The organism is Mesorhizobium sp. ORM8.1, from assembly GCF_053005525.2.
In genome coordinates, this window is record NZ_CM132600.1 from 2,682,107 (window position 1) to 2,701,291 (window position 19,185).

Annotated in this window: 12 protein-coding genes and 5 pseudogenes; 9 read left to right on the plus strand and 8 right to left on the minus strand. The window is 64.3% G+C overall.

All coding sequences use genetic code 11. The features are described from left to right. Positions 1–41: 41 nt before the first annotated feature. The 4 genes and pseudogenes from ACVDG8_RS13685 to ACVDG8_RS13700 all read right to left on the minus strand — a co-directional run bounded on the left by ACVDG8_RS13685 (position 42) and on the right by ACVDG8_RS13700 (position 4,943). A pseudogene (locus ACVDG8_RS13685) lies at positions 42–1,258 on the minus strand (FAD-binding protein). 77 nt (positions 1,259–1,335) lie between these two features. Continuing rightward, positions 1,336–1,800 (minus strand): endonuclease domain-containing protein, encoded by a 465-nt coding sequence (locus ACVDG8_RS13690; protein WP_447257341.1) that lies wholly within the window; start codon positions 1,798–1,800, stop codon positions 1,336–1,338. Positions 1,801–1,846: 46 nt separating this feature from the next. Continuing rightward, positions 1,847–3,342: pseudogene (locus ACVDG8_RS13695) on the minus strand (FAD-linked oxidase C-terminal domain-containing protein). A gap of 278 nt (positions 3,343–3,620) precedes the next feature. Further along, a complete protein-coding gene (locus tag ACVDG8_RS13700; RefSeq protein WP_447255120.1) occupies positions 3,621–4,943 on the minus strand; it encodes a DUF3422 family protein in 1,323 nt (440 codons plus the stop codon). 258 nt (positions 4,944–5,201) lie between these two features. Between ACVDG8_RS13700 and ACVDG8_RS13705 the strand changes: the two are divergent. The 3 genes and pseudogenes from ACVDG8_RS13705 to ACVDG8_RS13715 form a co-directional block, all read left to right on the plus strand. Continuing rightward, positions 5,202–5,774, plus strand: a pseudogene (locus ACVDG8_RS13705) (FCD domain-containing protein); the annotation flags it as partial. A 180-nt stretch (positions 5,775–5,954) separates the two neighbouring features. After that, positions 5,955–7,094 (plus strand): alpha-hydroxy acid oxidase, encoded by a 1,140-nt coding sequence (locus tag ACVDG8_RS13710; protein ID WP_447257342.1) that lies wholly within the window; start codon positions 5,955–5,957, stop codon positions 7,092–7,094. A gap of 61 nt (positions 7,095–7,155) precedes the next feature. After that, positions 7,156–7,925: pseudogene (locus ACVDG8_RS13715) on the plus strand (metallophosphoesterase). Positions 7,926–7,971: 46 nt separating this feature from the next. Here the strand turns inward: ACVDG8_RS13715 and ACVDG8_RS13720 are convergent. Both ACVDG8_RS13720 and ACVDG8_RS13725 read right to left on the minus strand, forming a co-directional pair. Further along, positions 7,972–8,103, minus strand: coding sequence for a hypothetical protein (locus tag ACVDG8_RS13720; protein WP_371011307.1), 132 nt, complete (start codon positions 8,101–8,103; stop codon positions 7,972–7,974). 379 nt (positions 8,104–8,482) lie between these two features. Beyond that, the gene (locus ACVDG8_RS13725; RefSeq protein ID WP_447255123.1) at positions 8,483–9,181 is read right to left on the minus strand and encodes a type 1 glutamine amidotransferase; all 699 of its coding nucleotides are present in this window, start codon (positions 9,179–9,181) and stop codon (positions 8,483–8,485) included. Positions 9,182–9,266: 85 nt separating this feature from the next. On the opposite strand from ACVDG8_RS13725, the gene ACVDG8_RS13730 reads away from it, so the two are divergent. The 4 genes and pseudogenes from ACVDG8_RS13730 to ACVDG8_RS13745 all read left to right on the plus strand — a co-directional run bounded on the left by ACVDG8_RS13730 (position 9,267) and on the right by ACVDG8_RS13745 (position 13,329). Beyond that, positions 9,267–9,914 carry a hypothetical protein gene (locus ACVDG8_RS13730; RefSeq protein WP_447255124.1) on the plus strand — a complete coding sequence of 216 codons (648 nt, stop codon included), beginning with the start codon at positions 9,267–9,269 and terminating at the stop codon, positions 9,912–9,914. Between the two features lie 31 nt (positions 9,915–9,945). After that, positions 9,946–10,680: a 16S rRNA (uracil(1498)-N(3))-methyltransferase gene (locus ACVDG8_RS13735; protein WP_447255125.1), complete on the plus strand. Its 735-nt coding sequence runs from the start codon at positions 9,946–9,948 to the stop codon at positions 10,678–10,680. A 145-nt stretch (positions 10,681–10,825) separates the two neighbouring features. Then, complete coding sequence (locus ACVDG8_RS13740; RefSeq protein ID WP_447255126.1) at positions 10,826–12,199, plus strand: glutamate--cysteine ligase; 1,374 nt, start codon at positions 10,826–10,828, stop codon at positions 12,197–12,199. 99 nt (positions 12,200–12,298) lie between these two features. Beyond that, a pseudogene (locus ACVDG8_RS13745) lies at positions 12,299–13,329 on the plus strand (DUF937 domain-containing protein). Positions 13,330–13,699: 370 nt separating this feature from the next. On the opposite strand, the gene ACVDG8_RS13750 reads toward ACVDG8_RS13745, so the two are convergent. Then, positions 13,700–13,990, minus strand: a complete 291-nt coding sequence (locus ACVDG8_RS13750) for a DUF1127 domain-containing protein (protein ID WP_447255128.1) — start codon at positions 13,988–13,990, stop codon at positions 13,700–13,702. Positions 13,991–14,225: 235 nt separating this feature from the next. On the opposite strand from ACVDG8_RS13750, the gene ACVDG8_RS13755 reads away from it, so the two are divergent. After that, positions 14,226–15,182, plus strand: a complete 957-nt coding sequence (locus tag ACVDG8_RS13755) for a LysR substrate-binding domain-containing protein (RefSeq protein WP_447255129.1) — start codon at positions 14,226–14,228, stop codon at positions 15,180–15,182. A gap of 102 nt (positions 15,183–15,284) precedes the next feature. Here ACVDG8_RS13755 and ACVDG8_RS13760 read toward each other — a convergent pair whose 3' ends face one another. After that, positions 15,285–17,492, minus strand: a complete 2,208-nt coding sequence (locus ACVDG8_RS13760; RefSeq protein ID WP_447255130.1) for a bifunctional diguanylate cyclase/phosphodiesterase — start codon at positions 17,490–17,492, stop codon at positions 15,285–15,287. Between the two features lie 121 nt (positions 17,493–17,613). Here ACVDG8_RS13760 and xseA point away from each other — a divergent pair, with 121 nt between their 5' ends. Next, positions 17,614–19,179: an exodeoxyribonuclease VII large subunit gene (gene xseA / locus ACVDG8_RS13765; RefSeq protein ID WP_447255131.1), complete on the plus strand. Its 1,566-nt coding sequence runs from the start codon at positions 17,614–17,616 to the stop codon at positions 19,177–19,179. Positions 19,180–19,185 lie beyond the last annotated feature (6 nt).

The window sequence follows — 19,185 nt, forward strand, 5'->3', positions numbered from 1 at the left end:
TTCCGGACGGAAAACCGCTTCACACTTTTCCTGGAATTGCTCTAGGCCATGCGGCCGGGGTTGAGGATGGCCTTGGGGTCGAACTCGGCCTTGAGCCGCGCCGACAGCGCTGCCAGATGCTGCGGCTGCGGCTCGAACACCGGCAAGGCGGCGCGATGCGGGGCGGAGGCGCGCACCAGCGTCGCGTGACCGCCGCCATGTTTGCCGATCAAGCCGCGCAAAAGGTCGGCTTCCGGATCGTCCTCGCGCATCGACAGCCATACCAGCCCGCCCTGCCAGTCGTAGAAGGCGTCGACCGCCGCTTGCATGCGTAGCGCCATCACCATGTGATGGGCCTGCGACGGCGCCATCGAGACGCGCCAAACCGGTCGCGCGCCGCCGTCGGCGAAGGGCCGGCAATCGCGGATGTCGCGCCAGAGCGTCTTCGATGCCTCGCCGGCAATCTCTTCCAGCGGTCCGGCCTTGCCGAGCAATTGCTTGAGCGCCTCGATGCGATAGACGACCGACGGGCCAAACCCTTCGACGCGCAGCAGCGTCGCGGCGTCGCTGCCATGCCTGCCATCGGCGACCCGCGCGGCGATGCGCTCCGGCAGATGCGCGGCGCTCGACACTTCAGCGCTGGAGCCGAGCGCCAGCGCCATGGCGGCGACGGCGGAATCGTCGAGCAGGCCGCGAATAGCCAAGGTCACTTCCGTCTCGGCCGCGGGCAGCACCTTGAAGGTGACGTCGGTCAGCACGGCCAGCGTGCCCCAGCTATTCGCCATCAGCTTCGACAGATCATAGCCGGTGACGTTCTTGACGACCCGGCCGCCCGACTTGAAGGCCTCGCCGCGCCCCGAGACAGCAGCGACGCCAAGGATGTGGTCACGGGCAGCGCCTGCCTTGAGACGGCGCGGGCCGGACAGGTTCGCCGCCAGCACGCCGCCGATTGTGCCTGTCTCGCCCCTTGGCCCGGCTCGCCGCCCAAGAGCGGGCCGTAATCCATCGGCTCGAAGGCGAATTGCTGACCGTTTTGGGCAAGCAGTGTTTCGAGTTCGGCCAGCGGCGTACCGGCCTTTGCCGACAGCACCAGTTCGGCCGGTTCGTAGAGTGTGACGCCGGTGAGCTGCGACAGGTCAAGCGTGTGCTCGCTCTGTTGCGGGCGGCCGATGCCGCGCTTGGAGCCATGGCCGAGGATTTCGAGTGGCGATTCTTCCGCCGCCGCCCATTGGACGGTGGAGAGGGTTTCGGCGGAGGTGCCAGGGGTGAAGGTGGTCATGAGATGTCTCTAGTTCCTCGCCCCCGCAAAGCGGGGGAGAGGTGGCTCGGGCGAAGTCCGAGACGGAGAGGGGGCCATCATAGAGCGCTATCTCCAATCTTCCTGGCTGCGAAAACGAACCTCAGGTCCGCAGCAACTACGTCTTCAGCAAGCCGCCCCTCCAGTACCGCAAGGATCGTTTCGCAAACGCTCCTCGTGTTCTTCAACACATCAAGATTCCAAAAGCGCAACACCGAGAAGCCTTCGCCACGCATGAATTCGTCGCATCGCCTGTCGTAACTGCTTTCGGCGTGCTGGCTGCCGTCCAACTCCACGATCAGCCTTTGGCCTCTGCACGCAAAATCCGCGAAATACGAACCGATCGGCATCTGGCGAACGAATTTGTAGCCGCCGAGTTTTTTGGCTTTCACTTCGTTCCAGAGGGTCGCCTCGGCCTGATTGTCGCCATGGCGAAGCTCGCGCGCACGGGCGATCTTTTCGGGCGACCGGCGGCTTGGTGCATCGGGCGTCCCCCTCTCCGTCTCGGGCTTCGCCCGAGCCACCTCTCCCCGCTTTGCGGGGGCGAGGAACTCTTGTCCCACGCCCCCATCAAAACCTCGGAATATCCGGAAACGCCACCTGGCCGCGATGCACATGCATGCGGCCAAGTTCAGCGCAGCGGCGCAGTTGCGGGAAGACCTTGCCGGGGTTGAGCAGATGGTTGGGATCGAAGGCGCATTTGACGCGCATTTGCTGGTCGAGGTCGATCTGGTTGAACATCTCGGGCATCAGGTCGCGCTTTTCGACGCCGACGCCATGCTCGCCGGTCAGCACGCCGCCGACCTGGACACAAAGCCGCAAGATGTCGGCGCCGAAGCTCTCCGCCTTGTCGAGTTCGCCCGGCACGTTGGCGTCATAGAGGATCAGCGGATGAAGATTGCCGTCGCCAGCGTGGAAGACATTGGCAACGCCGAGCCCGTATTTTTCCGACAGCGCGCGCATGCCGGCCAGCACCTTCGGCAGTTCCTTGCGCGGGATGGTGCCGTCCATGCAGTAATAATCGGGCGAGATGCGCCCGACTGCCGGGAAGGCCGCCTTGCGGCCGGCCCAGAAACTCAGTCGCTCCTGCTCCGACTGCGAGATGCGGCAGGTGGTCGAGCCGTTGCGGTAGGCGATCGCCTCGACCAGGCCGATCAGGTGGTCGACCTCGACACCTGGACCGTCGAGCTCGACGATCAGCAGCGCCTCGACATCGAGGGGATAGCCCGCATGGACGAAATCTTCCGCCGCGTGGATCGCCGGGCGGTCCATCATCTCCATGCCCCCGGGATGATGCCGGCGCCGATAATGTCGGCGACGCATTGGCCGCCTTGTTCGCTGGTCGGAAAACCGATCAGCAGCGCGCGCGCCGTCTCCGGCTTCTTCAGGATGCGCACCGTGACCTCGGTGACGACGCCGAGCAGGCCTTCGGAGCCGGTCATGACGCCAAGCAGGTCGTAGCCTTCCTGGTCGAGATGGCTGCCGCCGAGCCGCACCACCTCACCATTCATCAGCACCATCTCGATGCCCAGCACATTGTTGGCGGTGAGGCCGTATTTCAGGCAGTGCACGCCGCCGGAATTCTCCGCGACATTGCCGCCGATCGAGCAGGCGATCTGGGAGGATGGATCAGGCGCATAGTAAAAACCCTCCTGCTCGACGGCGGTGGTGATGCCGAGATTGGTGACGCCCGGCTGGGCGACGACGATGCGGTCGGGATAGTCGATTTGAAGGATGCGGTTGAAGCGGCTCATCACCAAGAGCACCGCATCCTCGAGCGGCATTGCGCCGCCGGAGAGCGAGGTGCCGGAGCCGCGCGGCACGACGCGGATGTTGCGATCGTTGCAATATTTGAGCACACGCGACACCTGCGCGACCGTTTCCGGCAGCACGACCACCAACGGCAGTTGCCGATAGGCGGTCAGGCCGTCGCTCTCGAAGGCGCGCATTCCGTTCACGGCGTCGACGACCCCCTCGCCCGGCACGATGATGCGCATGTCGGCAACGATCTCGGTGCGCCGGCGCATTGTTTCGGCATCTGGCTTCGGCATGGCTAGGCCGGACATCGGGCAGCCTCTTCGCTTGACTGGTCAAAATCTTTTACCAGTGAAGCGGGACCGTTGCAAACGCTGCTTTGACCGTGCTCGTCGGCGAGCACAGTTCCAGGCTTCCGCAGCGGCAATCTGCCGCTGGCTTTCTCCCTTGAGGGAGATGGCCGCGAAGCGGTCAGAGGGGTCCTCGCGCGTAAAATGCTAACGTTATTTCTTGTCGGGTAGAGCGTTGGCGCTCCACGCGAGGCGACCCCTCTGTCGCCTTCGGCGACATCTCCCCCTCAAGGGGGAGATTATTCTCCCGGATGCTTCGCCGGCTCGGAGTGCATCATCCGCACCCGGCGCACGCCCCACCAGACCAGCAGGATGGCGACCGGCACGGAGGCGGCGGTGACGACTTCCGGCGCGAAGGCGTGGCCGAAGACCGATGCGCCCTTGGCGAGATAGCCGATGAGACCGACGACATAGTAGGAGACGGCGGCGACGGAAAGGCCTTCGACGGTCTGCTGCAGGCGCAGTTGCAGCCGGGCGCGGTTGTTCATCGAAGCCAACAGATCGCGGTTCTGCTTCTCGACCTCGACGTCGACCCAGGTGCGCAACAGCGTGGTGGCGCGGGTAAGCTTGCGCGACAGATTGGCCTGGCGCTCCTCGACCGAGCGGCAGGTGCGCATGGCTGGCGCCATGCGCCGCAGCAAAAAGCCCGCCCAGGTGTCGTAGCCCTGCACCGGCTCCTCCTCCAACGCCTCCAGCCTCTCGGTGACGATGCCGTCATAGGCGCGGCTGGCGCCGAAGCGGTAGAGGCTGGAGGCGGCATCGGCCTCCAGTTCGGCGGCAAGCTCGGTGAGATCGGCAAGCAGCGTCTGGCTGTCGCGGGTCTCGGCCGCCTTCATTTCGAGCGTGGTCTGCGCCAGGCGATCCTCGATGCGGCGGGCGCGGCCGGACAAGGTCAACGCCAGCGGCAGGCCCAGCATGGCGAGCGTGCGGTACGTCTCGATGTCGATCAGGCGCTGCGACAGGGCGCCGGTGCTGGCCGGCGTCAAGCCGCGATCGAGTATCAGCATGCGGGTCAGGCCATCGCCGTCCTGGCGGAAGTCGGTGATAATGGCGGCCGCCCCACGCTCGACCAGCGAATAGCACAGGCTGGTCGGATCGAAGCCGGCGATCACCTTCTCGCTCGCCTGCGTCCACTTCCGGATTTCAAGACGAATTCCGGAAATCACCGTGCCCGGTGGCGAGAAGCCGTTGCCAAAGGGCGAGTCCTCCTGGCCGCGGCCGTTCTCGACCAACGGCCCTTCCCACAGATAGGTCGAGAACTCCGTGTGCCGCTCCCAGCGCAGCGTGCCCTTGCCCCATTTCATCGCATGGTGGCGGGCATGGCGCTCGGGCGCGGCTATGCCGAGGCGCCGCGACAGTTCCGACAACACGGCGTGGTCAACGGCAGAGCCGCCCTCGGTCATGAAGGAGAGCTGCACGATGACGCGCGGCTTCTCGACCAGCGGATGCGGGCGGGCATGCACTTCGCCCAGCGCGCCCGGCCTGCCTTCATGCGCGGGAAAGCCCATGACGCTGCCCTGGGTGCGCGGCTGGAATTCGAGGTTGGACGTTTCGTCCGACACGGCTGGTCCCCCTGGTTTCGACCTTCGTGTGGTCGCGTCGTCTTGCGGCAATCGGCAAAGCACGTAAACAGTAAAGTTTAGCGCAGGACGGCCGGAGAGCGCCGTGTCGAAATCGACCAGCTGGGACGAATTGGATAAATAATTTGACCAGTTGGCGACAGAGGCTTTAATCTGCGCGACATCCTTTCCATTCCCAGGCGCGCCGCGTTGAGCGATATTTTCTCCAGGATCGAGCATTCGCGCACCGCCGACGAGGTGATGCAGCAGATCGAGAGCCTGATCCTCGAAGGCGTGCTGCGCACCGGCGACCGGCTGCCCGGCGAGCGCGAGCTGGCGCGTCAGTTCGATGTCTCGCGGCCGATCCTGCGCGATGCGCTGAAGGCGCTGGAAGGCCGCGGGCTGCTGACGACCAAGGCCGGCGGCGGCACGCATGTCGCCGACATTATCGGCCAGCTCTTCACCAAGCCGGTGACCGATCTCATTTCCACGCACCGCAAGGCCGTGACCGACTATCTCGAGTACCGGCGCGAGATCGAGGCGGTGGCGGCCGAATATGCGGCGCGGCGCGCGACGCCGGAGGATCTGGCGCTGCTCGACCGCATCATGGCGCGCATGGACGAAGCCGACCGTACGGGCGACTTCGACGACGAGGCCGCGATCGACATCGAGTTCCATCACGCGGTGTGCGAATGCGCGCACAACATGATCCTCTTACACACTTTGCGCTCCTGCTACAGGCTGCTCTCGGAAGGCGTGTTCCAGAACAGGCTTCCGGTCTTCACCGTTCCCGGCGCGCGCGAGGCGCTGCTTGCGCAGCACCGGGCCATTCACGCCGCGATCAAGGCGGCCGATCCCGTCGCGGCGCGCAAGGCGGCCATGGACCACATCACCTATGTCGAGCGTTCGATGGCGGAAGCCGAGCGCAGCGGCGACTGGCAACGCGTGTCGCGGCTCAGGCTCAGACAACGCGCGGAAGCCGGCGACATCGAGCCGACACGCAAGCGGGGACCCATCATGAGCGACATCCTCACCATCGCCGACCTCAAGGACCTCGCGCGCCGCAAGGTGCCGAAAATGTTCTTCGACTATGCCGATTCCGGCGCCTGGACGGAGAGCACCTATCGCGCCAACGAAGAGGATTTCGCCAAGATCAAGTTTCGCCAGCGCGTGCTGGTCGACATGAGCAACCGTTCGCTGGAATCGACCATGATCGGCGAAAAGGTGTCGATGCCGGTGGCGCTTGCGCCGACCGGACTGACCGGCATGCAGCATGCCGACGGAGAGATGCTGGCGGCGCAGGCGGCGGAAGAATTCGGCGTGCCGTTCACGCTGTCGACGATGAGCATCTGCTCGATCGAGGACGTTGCCTCGGTGACGAAGAAACCGTTCTGGTTCCAGCTTTATGTACTGCGCGACAAGGATTTCGTGCTCAATTTGATCGACCGCGCCAAGGCGGCGAAATGCTCGGCGCTGGTGCTGACGCTCGACCTGCAGATCCTGGGACAGCGCCACAAGGATATCCGCAACGGACTGTCGGCGCCGCCCAAGATGACGCTGGCCAACATTGCCAACATCGCCATGCGCCCGCGCTGGCTGATGGGCATTGCCGGGACCAAGCGCCGCACCTTCCGCAACATTGTCGGCCACGCCAAGGGCGTCGGCGACGTCTCGTCGCTGGGTTCATGGACGACGGAGCAGTTCGATCCGCATCTGTCGTGGAAGGACGTTGCCTGGATCAAGGAGCGCTGGGGAGGCAAGCTGATCCTGAAAGGCATCCTCGACAAAGAGGATGCGCTGATGGCGACCAAGACCGGAGCGGACGCGATCGTCGTCTCCAACCATGGCGGGCGCCAGCTCGACGGCGCGCCGTCGTCGATCTCGGTGCTCGAAGAGATCGCCGATGCGGTCGGCGACAGGATCGAAGTCCATATGGATGGCGGCATCCGCTCCGGCCAGGACGTGCTGAAGGCGCTCTGCCTCGGCGCCAGGGGCACCTATATCGGCCGGCCGTTTCTCTATGGGCTGGGCGCCATGGGCAAGGAAGGCGTCGCCAAGGCGCTGGAGATCATCCAAAAAGAGATGGACGTCACGCTGGCGCTCTGCGGCAAGCGCCTGGTGACCGACATGGGCAAGGACCAGTTGCATCGCTAGGGGCTTGTTCACCGATCGGCGGTAGGTTCCGCCACAGCTTCCTGTCGGGAAAACGCTCGCCTTGACCGAAACCGGTATCCACTATCTCGACGCGCGCGGGCCGGATGGCATGCGGCTCTATGCCATCGGCGACGTGCATGGCCGCCATGACCTGCTCACGGCGATGCATCGCCGCATCGAAAGCGAGATCGAATACAGGGCGCCGTCGTCGGACTGGCGCATCATCCATCTCGGCGACTATGTCGATCGCGGACCGGACTCAAGAGCGTCATCGATTTCTTGATCGAGGCGCGCAAACGCGATCCGCGCAACATCATGCTCGCCGGCAACCACGACATCGGCATGCTCGAGTTTCTCGCCAATGGCGAGCCGGACGGGCTGTTCATGAATTACGGCGGCATCCAGACAGCGCAATCCTATGGCGTCGATCTCAGGCGAGACGCTCATTGGTACGGCAAGACCGAGGCGGTGCGGCGAGGACATGCGGCCCTGGCGAAAGCGGTGCCGCGCAGCCATGTCGACTTCCTGCAGTCGTTGACGTTTTGCGTGACCTTCGGCGACTTCTTCTTCTGCCATGCAGGGATAAGGCCGGGCGTGCCGCTCGACCATCAGAACCAGCAGGACCTGATCTGGATCCGCGATGCATTCCACGACCATTCCGGGCTTTTTGCGAAAGTGATCGTGCATGGGCACACACCCGTCCCGGAGGCCGAGGTCAGGGCCAACCGGGTCAACGTCGACACGCTGGCCTGGAAATCGGGCATGCTGAGCGCGCTGGCCGTCAATGGCGACGACAAGCGCATCATCACCGTGCAAGGCAAAGCGTTCTAGGCGCGTTACCCGAGCAAGTATTTCCGGCCTTTGGAAGAGAGTTGGCTCAATCGAGCGAGGCGGTGACGCCGTAGCCGTCGACGGCACGGTGGTTGGTGGCTGCGTCGGCGGCATAGATGCCCAGGCCGCAGATCACGATGGCGGACAGCATTACAAAAGACAGGATAGCTGCTTTCACGGACGTCATCCCTGGTTAAGCTTTCAGCATCTGGGCACGAGGCGGTTACCAATGCGTTGAAACGATAAAATGCGTCTCAATGTTTCGACGATTCCACGCTTCTAAGCAGATTCCGTATCGCCGGTGTGTCGGCTGGATCACACAAAAGGTTCATGGCGGTTGCACCGACGATACAAAGCGCGCCGTTGATCTCTTGTTTCGGCGCAATTCCGGACGGAAGGCTACGGCTAAGGCGCCGAGCCCAACCGCTACGCACTTTTCCTGGAATTGCTCCTAGGCGAGCGGCCGGACACAAACCAAGAAAGAAGAGCGTTGTCCCCAGACGGAAGCGCTGAGGCGTGCCAATTATGCCACGCCTCCCCTGCGACAGGTTCTGTGATCAGATCGTGGCCACCCAGGCGCGGGCTATTGCCAGGCCGGCGGCGTCGGCGCCGGGGCCATTGCGGGCCATTTCATCGTCAAGCCGGTCATTCCAGTCGGGATGACGCTCGGCGATCATCGCGGCAAATGAGGTGCTCCAGTCGCGCACCATCGGCGTATCGGCCTCGAAGTGGAACTGGAAGCCGTAGACGGCGCGGCCAAGGCGAAAGGCCTGGTTTGCGGCGACAGGGCTGCCAGCCAGCCGCACGGCTTCCTTCGGCAGGCCGAATGTGTCGTCATGCCATTCGAAAATCGGGAAGGTTTCGGGCAAGGCGGCCAGCACCGGATCGGATTTCGCGGCGGGCGTCAGCGACACCTGGTGCCAGCCGAATTCGGTGGCGCCGCCGATCTGGTTGCTGCCGCCGAAGGCGCGGGCGAGCAACTGGCTGCCGAGGCAGATGCCGAGCACCGAGCGGTCCTTGTCGGCGAAGTCGCGGGTCAGGTCGAGCAGACCGGAGAAATACGGGCACTTTTCGTCGTCGAGCGCATTCTGCGCGCCGCCGAGCACGACAATCGCGTCATGCCCGCTGCTATCCTCAGGCAACATCTCGCCGCGATAGGGCTTGCGCAGGTCGATATCGGCGCCGGCTTCGACCAACGCCGCGCCGATCTGGCCAAGGCCTTCATTGTCGAAATTCTGCACGACCAGGACCCGCATCGAAAACCTGCTGACATGAAAACGCTGAGGCGAGCGATATCATGCAGCCCGTATTTCAGCCAAGATGCGTGCGGGAGAGAAGACTATGCCACTGCAGAACCGGGTCGATCCGTTCGGCGCCATCCATGCCGTGCCCGAGCGCGGCCTGTTCACCGGCAATCGCGGCATTATCCATGACCCCGAGACAAAGACGCTTTTGAAGAAACGCTGGGCCTTACAAGCCTGGATCATCTGCGTGTGCCGGTTCCGCAATGTGCGGCGCGAGCCGATGGGCCGCAACCGGCCAGGTGGCAAAGCCGGCTGGACGGAATTGTTCTTCCTCGACGAGGTGACGGCTTTGGCCGCCGGCCACCGGCCCTGCTTCTACTGCCGGCGCGAGCGGGCGACCGATTTCGTCGCGCGCTTCGGCAAAGCGTTCGGCATTGACGAACCCCGCGCGCCAATGGTCGACAAGCGGCTGCACAAGGAGCGTTTGGCGTCGGGCGGACGGCCGCTGGCCGTGAACGCGCGAGAACTCGGCAGCCTGCCGGATGGTTCGATGATTGCCCGTGGAGGCACCGCCTATGCGATCCGCGCCGGCAAGGCGATCGAATGGTCATTCGCCGGTTACGCAGATCCCATAGGTTTCGACCGTCTTGCCAACGAGCCGCTTCGGCTGCTTACTCCGGCCACGAGTGTCTCGGTCTTGCGGCACGGTTTCGCGCCGGTCTGGCATCCAACCGCCAATACTTGACGCCGCCCTTCGCCTCGCCCATTGCTCGGCGATGCGCGCGAATTACAAGATGCAGCGGCTGTTCGTTCCGGACGATCTCGGGCCGGGCCTCGAATTCGATGCCGGTCAACAGCAGAGCCACTATCTGAGCCATGTGCTGCGCCTTAGTGAAGGCGCCGAGATCCTGGTCTTCAACGGTCGCGACGGCGAATGGTCGGCGGCGATCGCGGCCAAATCAAAGAAGGCGGTCCGGCTCAAGGTGCTTGACCTGAAACGGCCGCAGCCGCCGCTGCCTGATCTTGTCTACTGCTTTGCGCCGCTGAAGCAGGGCCGTCTCGACTATCTGGTGCAGAAGGCGGTCGAAATGGGCGCCGGCGTGCTGCAGCCGGTCATCACCCAGCATACCCAGGTGGCAAAGCCCGGCATCGACAGGCTTCGCGCCAATGTCGTCGAGGCAGCCGAGCAATGCGGTATCCTGGCCGTCCCGGAGGTGCGTGATGTCGAAAAATTCGAAAGGCTTCTCTCCGGCTGGGACAAGGAACGCCGGCTGATCTTCTGCGACGAAGACGCTTCGACCAACAACCCGTTGCCGGCCTTACAGGCACTGCGCGAGACAAAGCTCGCGCTCTTGGTCGGACCGGAAGGCGGCTTCTCGGACGATGAGCGCAAGATGCTGCGGGCGCTGCCCTTCGTCAGCGCCATCCCGCTCGGGCCGCGCATTTTGCGCGCCGATACGGCGGCGGTGGCTGCCCTGGCGGTGATGCAAGCGACTATTGGAGACTGGTAGGACTTCGTCTGTTGCAAGAGGTGGCCCGGTGAGCGACTTTCAATTCCTGTTGACCTGTGGCTCAGGATTTTTCGCTTGATCGGCTGCCGGCATTTCGTCCATCTAGCCCCCGGCGGCCGTCGGGCCGCCTGCTGAGGGGCTATTCATGGCGCGCGACACAACCGATTCCCAGCCGATCGAAGGCGTTGACGAACTCGTCGACTACCTGGCCGCGGGCAACAAGCCGCGCGAGAAATGGCGCATCGGCACCGAGCACGAGAAGTTTCCCTTCTATGTCGACGGCAACGCGCCGGTGCCTTATGGCGGCGAGCGTGGCATCCGCGCCATCCTGGAAGGCATGCAGCACAAGCTCGGCTGGGATCCGATCATCGATGACGGCCGCATCATCGGCTTGGTCGAGCCGACCGGTCAGGGCGCGATCTCGCTGGAGCCCGGCGGCCAGTTCGAGCTTTCCGGCGCGCCGGTGGAATCGATCCACCAGACCTGCCGCGAGGGCAATGCGCATCTGGCGCAGGTGCGCGAGATCGCCGAGCCGATGGGCATCCGTTTCCTCGGCCTGGGCGGCAGCCCGAAATGGTCCTTGGCCGAAACACCGAAAATGCCGAAATCGCGCTACGAGATCATGACCCGCTACATGCCCAAGGTCGGCAGCAAGGGCCTCGATATGATGTACCGCACCTGCACGATCCAGGTGAACCTCGACTTCGAAAGCGAAACCGACATGCGCCGCAAGATGCAGGTGTCGCTGAAGCTGCAGCCGCTGTCGACGGCGCTGTTTGCCAACTCGCCCTTCACCGAGAGCCGGCCGAACGGGCTGCAGAGCTGGCGCGGCGACATCTGGCGCGACACCGACAACCAGCGCTCCGGCATGCTTGAATTCTGCTTCTCGCCGGATTTCGGCTTTGCCGACTACGTCGAATGGGCGCTCGACGTGCCGATGTATTTTGTCATCCGCGACGGCCGCTATCACGACATGACGCACATCACCTTCCGCCAGTTCATGGCGGGCGCGGCCCGCAACGAGATACCGGACGGTCTGCCGGAGATGGGCGACTGGGCAAACCATCTGTCGACGCTGTTCCCCGACGTGCGGCTGAAGCGCTTCCTCGAAATGCGCGGCGCCGATGGCGGGCCTTGGCGGCGTATCTGCGCGCTGCCGGCGTTCTGGGTCGGGCTTCTCTATGACGAACAGGCACTCGACGCCGCCGAGACGCTGACCGCGAGCTGGACGTTCGAGGAAGCGTTGGCGATGCGCAACGCCGTGCCCGAGCAAGGCATCTCGGCGCCATTCCGCAACACCACCTTGCGCGAGGTCGCGCGCGAAGTGCTCGGCATCTCGCGCATGGGATTGAAGAACCGGGCCAAGAAGAACCGCGACGGTTACGATGAAACCTCGTTCCTCAACACGCTCGACGAAGTGGTCGCGCGCGGCACCACCAGCGCCGAGGAGATGCTGTCGGCCTATCACACACGCTGGGGCGACTCGATCGAGCCAGTGTTCATGGAATACGCGTATTAACCGTACGTCCTACTGGCCGAGGACGTTGGAAAAGCCGCTTCAATCGAGGATGGAAACGAACTAGTCTCTCCCGCAGCATCGTTGCGGAGGAGAAACGCCATGCCGTCCCTGTTCGACATCTTTGCACAAGCCCAGAATGGCGCCGGCATGCAGGCGCTGGCGCAGCAATACGGGCTCTCCATGCAGCAGACGCAAGCCGCGGTGCAGGCGCTGTTGCCCGCCTTCTCGCAGGGACTCCAGCGCAACACCGCCGATCCCTATGGGATGGGCGCCTTCATGACGGCAATGGCCAGCGGCCAACACGCCAGGTATTTTGAGGACGCGACTCGGGCCTTCTCGCCCCAGGGCATCGACGAAGGCAACGGCATACTCAGCCATCTTTTCGGTTCGAAAGACCTCTCGCGCGCCGTCGCCGCCCAAGCCGCTCAGGCGACCGGCCTCAGCCAGCAAGTTCTGCAGCAGATGCTGCCGGCTATGGCCTCGATGATGATGGGCGGGCTGTTCAACCAGACCAACAACCAGATGCGGGCCGCCGGCGGCTTCGGCGGCGGGAGCAACAACCCGCTCGGCCAAATCATCGAGGAGATGATGCGGCAGGGCGGCGTTGCGCCGCAGCAACGTCAGGCGCCGCAACCGGCGCCCAATCCTTACGGCGAAAACCCGCTCGGCAAAGTGCTGCAGGACATGTTCGGTGGCGGCGCGCCACAGCAGCCGCAAAGCCAGCCGCAGCAGGCGCCCAATCCTTACGGAGAGAATCCTCTCGGCAAGGTGCTGCAGGATATGTTCGGTGGCGGCGCGCCACAGCAGCCGCAAAGCCGGCCTCAGCCGCAGCCGCAGCCGACGCAAAGCCCCTACGGTGACAATCCGCTGGGCAAGATCTTCGAGGAGATGCTGCGCCAGGGTGGCGGCGGCCTGCCCGGCGGACAGCCGGCGCCGCAGCAACCGCAACAGCGGCAGGCGCCGCCGAGCGCGCCGCAACAGCCACAGACCAACCCGGGCGGCCGGCCAAAAAACCCTTCGACGACATTTTCGGCAAAATGTTCGAGACCGGCGCGCAGCAGCGCGACGAGTATGAAAAGAACGTCGGGACGATCTTCGACCAGTTCAAGCGCGACATGGACCGACTGTAGGTCTCGCGCCTAGCAGCATGGATCGTCATCCTAGGGCGGAGCAAGGAGCGAAACGACGCGCGCAGACCCTAGGATCCATGCCGGGACGCTAAGGCGTTGCAACGGTTAAGAATTCTGCTCGGCCGCGCCCTTCGGCCAGAGTCACGGCATGGATCCTCGGGTCTGCGCTCCGCTTCGCGTCGCTACGCCCGTGGATGACGAAGTAATAAAAAATGCCCGGTCCTGGAGGCGGACCGGGCAATGTGCAGGCGGGCCGGCGGGGAACCGGCAGGGAGTGTGGGAGCCTGCATGAATCTTGGTCGCGCAAGGCCTTGAAAAGGTTCAACGCGGCCGGAATTTCAGACAATCAAGCCCATTCAGGCAAGCCCGTTCAGGCTACCTGACGCGCCAGGTCCTCGACCGTGTCGGCGCGTTCGCTGGCAATGGCGCGCAGCTTCACCGTCGGATCGCGGCCGAAAGGCACGCCGATGGCGACATGAAGGTCGCCGCGCGTCAGGCCGATATCGGCAAGCTCGGCATCCGACATCTCGCCAAGGCGATAGAAGGCGCGGCGATTTTTCCAGGCGACATAGGCGTTGGCGAGAGCATTGGCCACACGCGTCGCAACGGCCGGACGCGTGGTGATGCGCGAGGTCTCGGTGGCGAATTCGATCGTGGTCATGTCGGTCTCTCCTTCGGAGTCGAGCGGACGAAATCAGTCAATCGGCGCCTTGGGAGAAGCGCCGCCGATTCCGATTCACTTAAAGCGATGCATGTCGTTGTCCCCAAACCGGGGACCACTTTTTTGGCGACATGCAGTGCTTTCATGTGAACGATGGCAATTTGCCATTGCGTGATTGATTAATCCAACGAATGTTTTTAATCTTTAGCATCAACATCAATGATAGGTTGGACCGATGAAAGCGCCGCTCGACCTCGATCAGTTGCAGACCTTCATCTCGATCGCCGACACCGGCAGCTTCACCCGCGCGGCCGAAGAGGTGCATCGCACGCAATCGGCGGTGTCGATGCAGATGCGGCGGCTGGAGGAGCGGATCGGCAAGGCGCTGTTCGAAAAGGACGGCCGCACCAACAGGCTGACCGAGGAAGGCGACAAGCTGCTGTCCTACGCAAGGCGGCTGATCTTTCTCAACCGCGAGACTTTGGCCGCGTTCGACGACCAGCGGCTCGAAGGCACGATCCGCATCGGCACGCCGGACGATTATGCCGACCGTTTCCTGCCCGAGATCATGGCGCGCTTCTCGCGCTCCAACCCGCGCGTCGAGCTGACCGTCATCTGCGAGCCGACGCCAGGCCTGGTCGAGCATATCAAGCGCGGCAATCTCGATCTGGCGCTGGTGACGCATAACGATACGCGCGGCCAGTCGGAAGTGGTGCGGCGCGAGCCGCTGTTGTGGGTCACCTCGGCCAACCATGCCACGCATGAGCAGGAGATCCTGCCGATGGCGTTCGGCCGGCCGAACTGCATCTGGCGGCGCGCCGCAGTCGATGTGCTCGATCACCAGAACCGCGACTACCGGGTGCTGTTTTCCAGCTTTTCGGCGACCGTCATCACCGCTGCCGTCCTCTCCGGCCTGGCGGTCTCGGTGCTGCCGGAGTGTGCGCTCAGGCCCGGCATGCGCGTGCTTGGCGAAGCCGACGGCTTCGGCGCGCTGCCCGACTGCCGCATCGGCATCATGCGCGGCCAGACCTCGCAGCCGGAGATTGTCGCGGCACTCGCCCGACACATCGCCGAAAGCCTCGACAACATTTCCGTGCCGCTGAGCGAAGAGGCGGGCAGCTTCGACTTCGCAGCGCTTGCCTTCGCCAAGATGAAGCGGACCAAGGCAAACCAGATCATGCCTGGCTGGTAGACTGAAGCAATTCCAGGAAAAGTGTGAAGCGGTTTTCCGTAAGGAATTGCGGCGAAAATAAAGATGGGGCGCTTCCCCGTTTCCGCGAAACGGAGAAGTGCCCTATGCGCGAACGGCGGACCGCTTGAGCTCACCGGACGAGAGCCCTGGAAGCGCTAGCAACTGGCCCGGCTCCAGCGGCGGCGACATCAGATAGCCCTGCAGCTGATGGCAGCCCATGCCGACCAGCAGGGCCTTCTGCCCGTCGGTCTCGACGCCTTCGGCGGTAACTTCGACCTTCAGCGCCAGCGCAAGCTCGATCAGCGCCTTGACGACAGCGCAGGCGCTGTCGTCTTCGTCGAGCAGGCGCACGAAGGAGCGATCGATCTTCAACTTGTCGATCGCCTGGCGGCGCAGATAGCTAAGCGAGGAATAACCGGTGCCGAAATCGTCGAGCACGATGCGGATGCCGGATGCGCGCAGCGTGGAAATCACCGTGCCGATCGTTTCGCTGTGCTCGAGCAGCACGCCTTCGGTGGTCTCCAACTGCAGGCGGGCGGGATCGAGTCCGGTTTCGTCGAGGATCGCGGCAACCTGTTCGGCAAAGCCGCTATCGCGCAACTGCATCGGCGAGATGTTGACCGCGATCCACGGCAATTCGGTTCTGACGGCAAAGCGGCAGGCTTCGGTCAGCGCCCACTTGCCGAGCTCGCCGATCAGGCCGCGCTCTTCGGCAATGGCGATGAATTGCGCCGCCGGCGGCGCGCCGTGCACCTCGTGGCCCCAGCGGATCAGCGCTTCGGCGCCGAGAATGCGGCGGCCGTCGGCCGCGAAGACGGGTTGATAGGCGAGCTTTATGCCGCCGCCATTCAACGCCTTGCGCAATTCCGCCTCGACCTTGCGCTTGCGCAACAGAAGGTCGTCCATGTCGCCGGCGAACACCTGATAGCGGCCGCGGCCATTCTTCTTGGCTTCGTAAAGGGCAATGTCGGCCTTGCGCAGCAAGTCGTCGGCATCGGTCTCCTCGCCGAACGACAATGCGATACCGATGCTGGCGCTGACGAAGACCTGGTCGCCGATCAGCTTGAACGGCTCGCGCAGCTTCTGCTGCAGCCGGTCGGCGATATCCTCGGCGCTCCTGACGTCGCGGACGTCGAGCAGGATAATGGCGAACTCATCGCCGCCGATCCGCGCCACTGTATCGACCTCGCGGATCGTGTGCCTGAGCCTCGCCGCCGTCTGCCGCACCAGCTCGTCGCCGGCCGGGTGGCCGAGCGTGTCGTTGACATGCTTGAAGCGGTCGAGGTCGAGATAAAGCAGCGCCACCCTTGCCGCGTCGTGGTTGGCGAACAAAAGCGTGCGCCGCAAGCGGTCCTCGAACAGCGCGCGGTTGGGCAGGCCGGTAAGGGTGTCGTGGAAGGCGAGATATTGCGCCTGGTCCTGGCTGGTCTGCAACGCGGCCGAGGCGCGGCGCAGCCTGCGCAACAAGAACAGTAGGACGCCGCCGGCCACGAGCAGCGCTATGGCGAGTGCCGGCGCCACTTTGCGCACCAGCGTGATGCCGGGTCGATCCTGATCCCAGCCGATATAGCCGAGGATGACGCCGCGGGAATCGATCAGCGGTATGGCGGCCGGACCGGTCGGTTGCGACAGCGGCACCAGACGCGCGCCGTCGAGCAGATATTTTCCAGCGATCTTGCCGATCACCGCATCGTCGATGAATTCGACCGATACGTGCAGATATTCCGTGCCCGGCGCCTGGGTGATCCGGTCCGAGCTCGGCACCAGCGGCATGACGCTCAGGATCGCCGGCTGGCCGCCGAGCGACACCAGATCCTCGGCAACCATCTTGGCCAGCTGGCCGGAAGTGTCGGCCTTTGGCGGCGAGGCCAGCATGGCGCGCAACTTTTCGACGGTGGCGCGAAATGCCGGCTGGTCCTCGCTATAGCTGGACGCATCGACCACCTTGCCTTCCCGCATGGCATGGATCGCATGGTTGGCGCTGTCCAGGATGTAGACCCGGTTATGGCCGTAATAGGTGTACATCCAGACACTGAGGTTTTCGGCCATCCAGGCCTGGTTGCCAGCTTTGGCGTTGGTGACGGAATCGTCCCAGACGGAGATGCTCTCCTGCTCGCGCTGCACCGCGGCGACCTGGTCCTCCAGCCCATCGGCAATGAACAGTTTTTGGCGTTCGAGCGAGGCATGGTCGGCCTGGTCGGCGGCGTAGAAGCCGAAGCCGACGACGATGGCCAACGCGAAGGCGGCGAGCGTCAGCACGGTCAGCGTGACCTGATGCGTCAACGGGCTGCTGTTGTGGCGTGCGCTCATCAGGTCCCTGGCCGGCTCTCCTAGGGGCCAGTCAAAACAAATCGGCCTTAAAATCACGTTATAATATTAGCGAGGTTTGTTCCGGCTTGACGTCGGCGGGCAAGCGTTCCCCAATCGCGCAATGAGTGAAACAGCAAGCGAATCACGCAGCAACGCCACCGAATACACGGTGAGCGAGATTTCCGGCGCGCTGAAGCGCACTGTGGAGGACACCTTCGGCAATGTGCGGGTGCGCGGCGAAATCTCGGGCTATCGCGGGCCGCATTCTTCCGGCCATGCATATTTCGCGCTGAAGGACGATCGGGCGCGTATCGACGCCGTGGTGTGGAAAACCACCATGTCCAGGCTGAAATTCCGCCCCGAGGAAGGCATGGAGGTGATCGCCAGCGGCAAGCTGACGACCTATCCCGGCAAATCCAACTACCAGATCGTCATCGACAATCTTGAACCGGCCGGCGCCGGCGCGCTGATGGCGCTCTTGGAGGAGCGCAAACGCCGGCTGCAGGCGGAGGGCCTGTTCGAGGCCGGCCGCAAGCGCCGGCTGCCGTTCATGCCGCAAGTCATCGGCGTCGTCACCTCGCCGACCGGTTCGGTGATCCGCGACATCATCCACCGCATCAAGGACCGATTCCCGCTGCATGTGCTGGTCTGGCCAGTGCGGGTGCAGGGCGATACCGCGGGCAAGGAAGTGACGGCGGCCGTCAACGGCTTCAACGCCTTGACCTGGGACGGCCCGATCCGCCAGCCCGATGTCCTGATCGTGGCGCGCGGCGGCGGCAGCCTCGAAGACCTCTGGGGCTTCAATGACGAAGGATTGGCGCGCGCGGTCGCGGCCTCGGGCATTCCGGTGATCTCGGCTGTCGGCCACGAGACCGACTGGACGCTGATCGACTTCGTCGCCGACATGCGCGCACCGACGCCGACCGGCGCCGCCGAAATCGCCGTGCCGGTCAAGGCAGATCTCGAGGCGACTTTGGCCAGCCTCGGCGCCCGGCTCAACGCCTGTGTCTCGCGGCATCTGGAGCGCAAGCGCCAGGCAGTGCGCGCCTCAGCGCGGGCCCTGCCTTCGCCCGACCAGTTGCTGGCGCTGCCGCGCCGCCGCTTCGACGAGGCGACGAGCCGGCTCGGCCGTGGGCTGACCGTCAACATCGAGCGCAAACGAGCGACGCTGGAGCGGCAGCGGCTGACGCCGGCGACGCTGTCGCGCCGCATCAACGAGGCACGCACGCTGACCGGCCGCGACATCGCCCGCGCGCAGGCCGCGTTCTTCGCCATCGTGCGCGAGCGCAGGGCCCGCTTCAAACGCACCGCGGCAAGACTGTCGCCGGCACCGATCGCCAGGCGGCAGAAATTGCAAGCCGATGCGCTCCTTGCTCTGTCGCGCAGGCAGGACCAGGCGCTGGCACGTCGTCTCGACCGGTTGCGCGCGGCGCTGACCCAGGCCGACCGGCTATTGTCCACGCTGTCGCACAAGGCGGTGCTGGCGCGAGGCTTTGCGCTGGTCAAGGATGCCGACGGCGCGGTGATCAAGCGGGTCGAAGAGCTGGCGCCGGGGGCCGCCTTGCAGCTCGAATTCGCCGACGGCACCGCCGAAGCCATCGCCACCAGCGGCGGTGGGCGACCGAAGCTCGCCGCCAAGCCATCCGCGAAAACCAAAGCGCCCGGCAGCCAGGGTTCGTTGTTCTGAGGATTG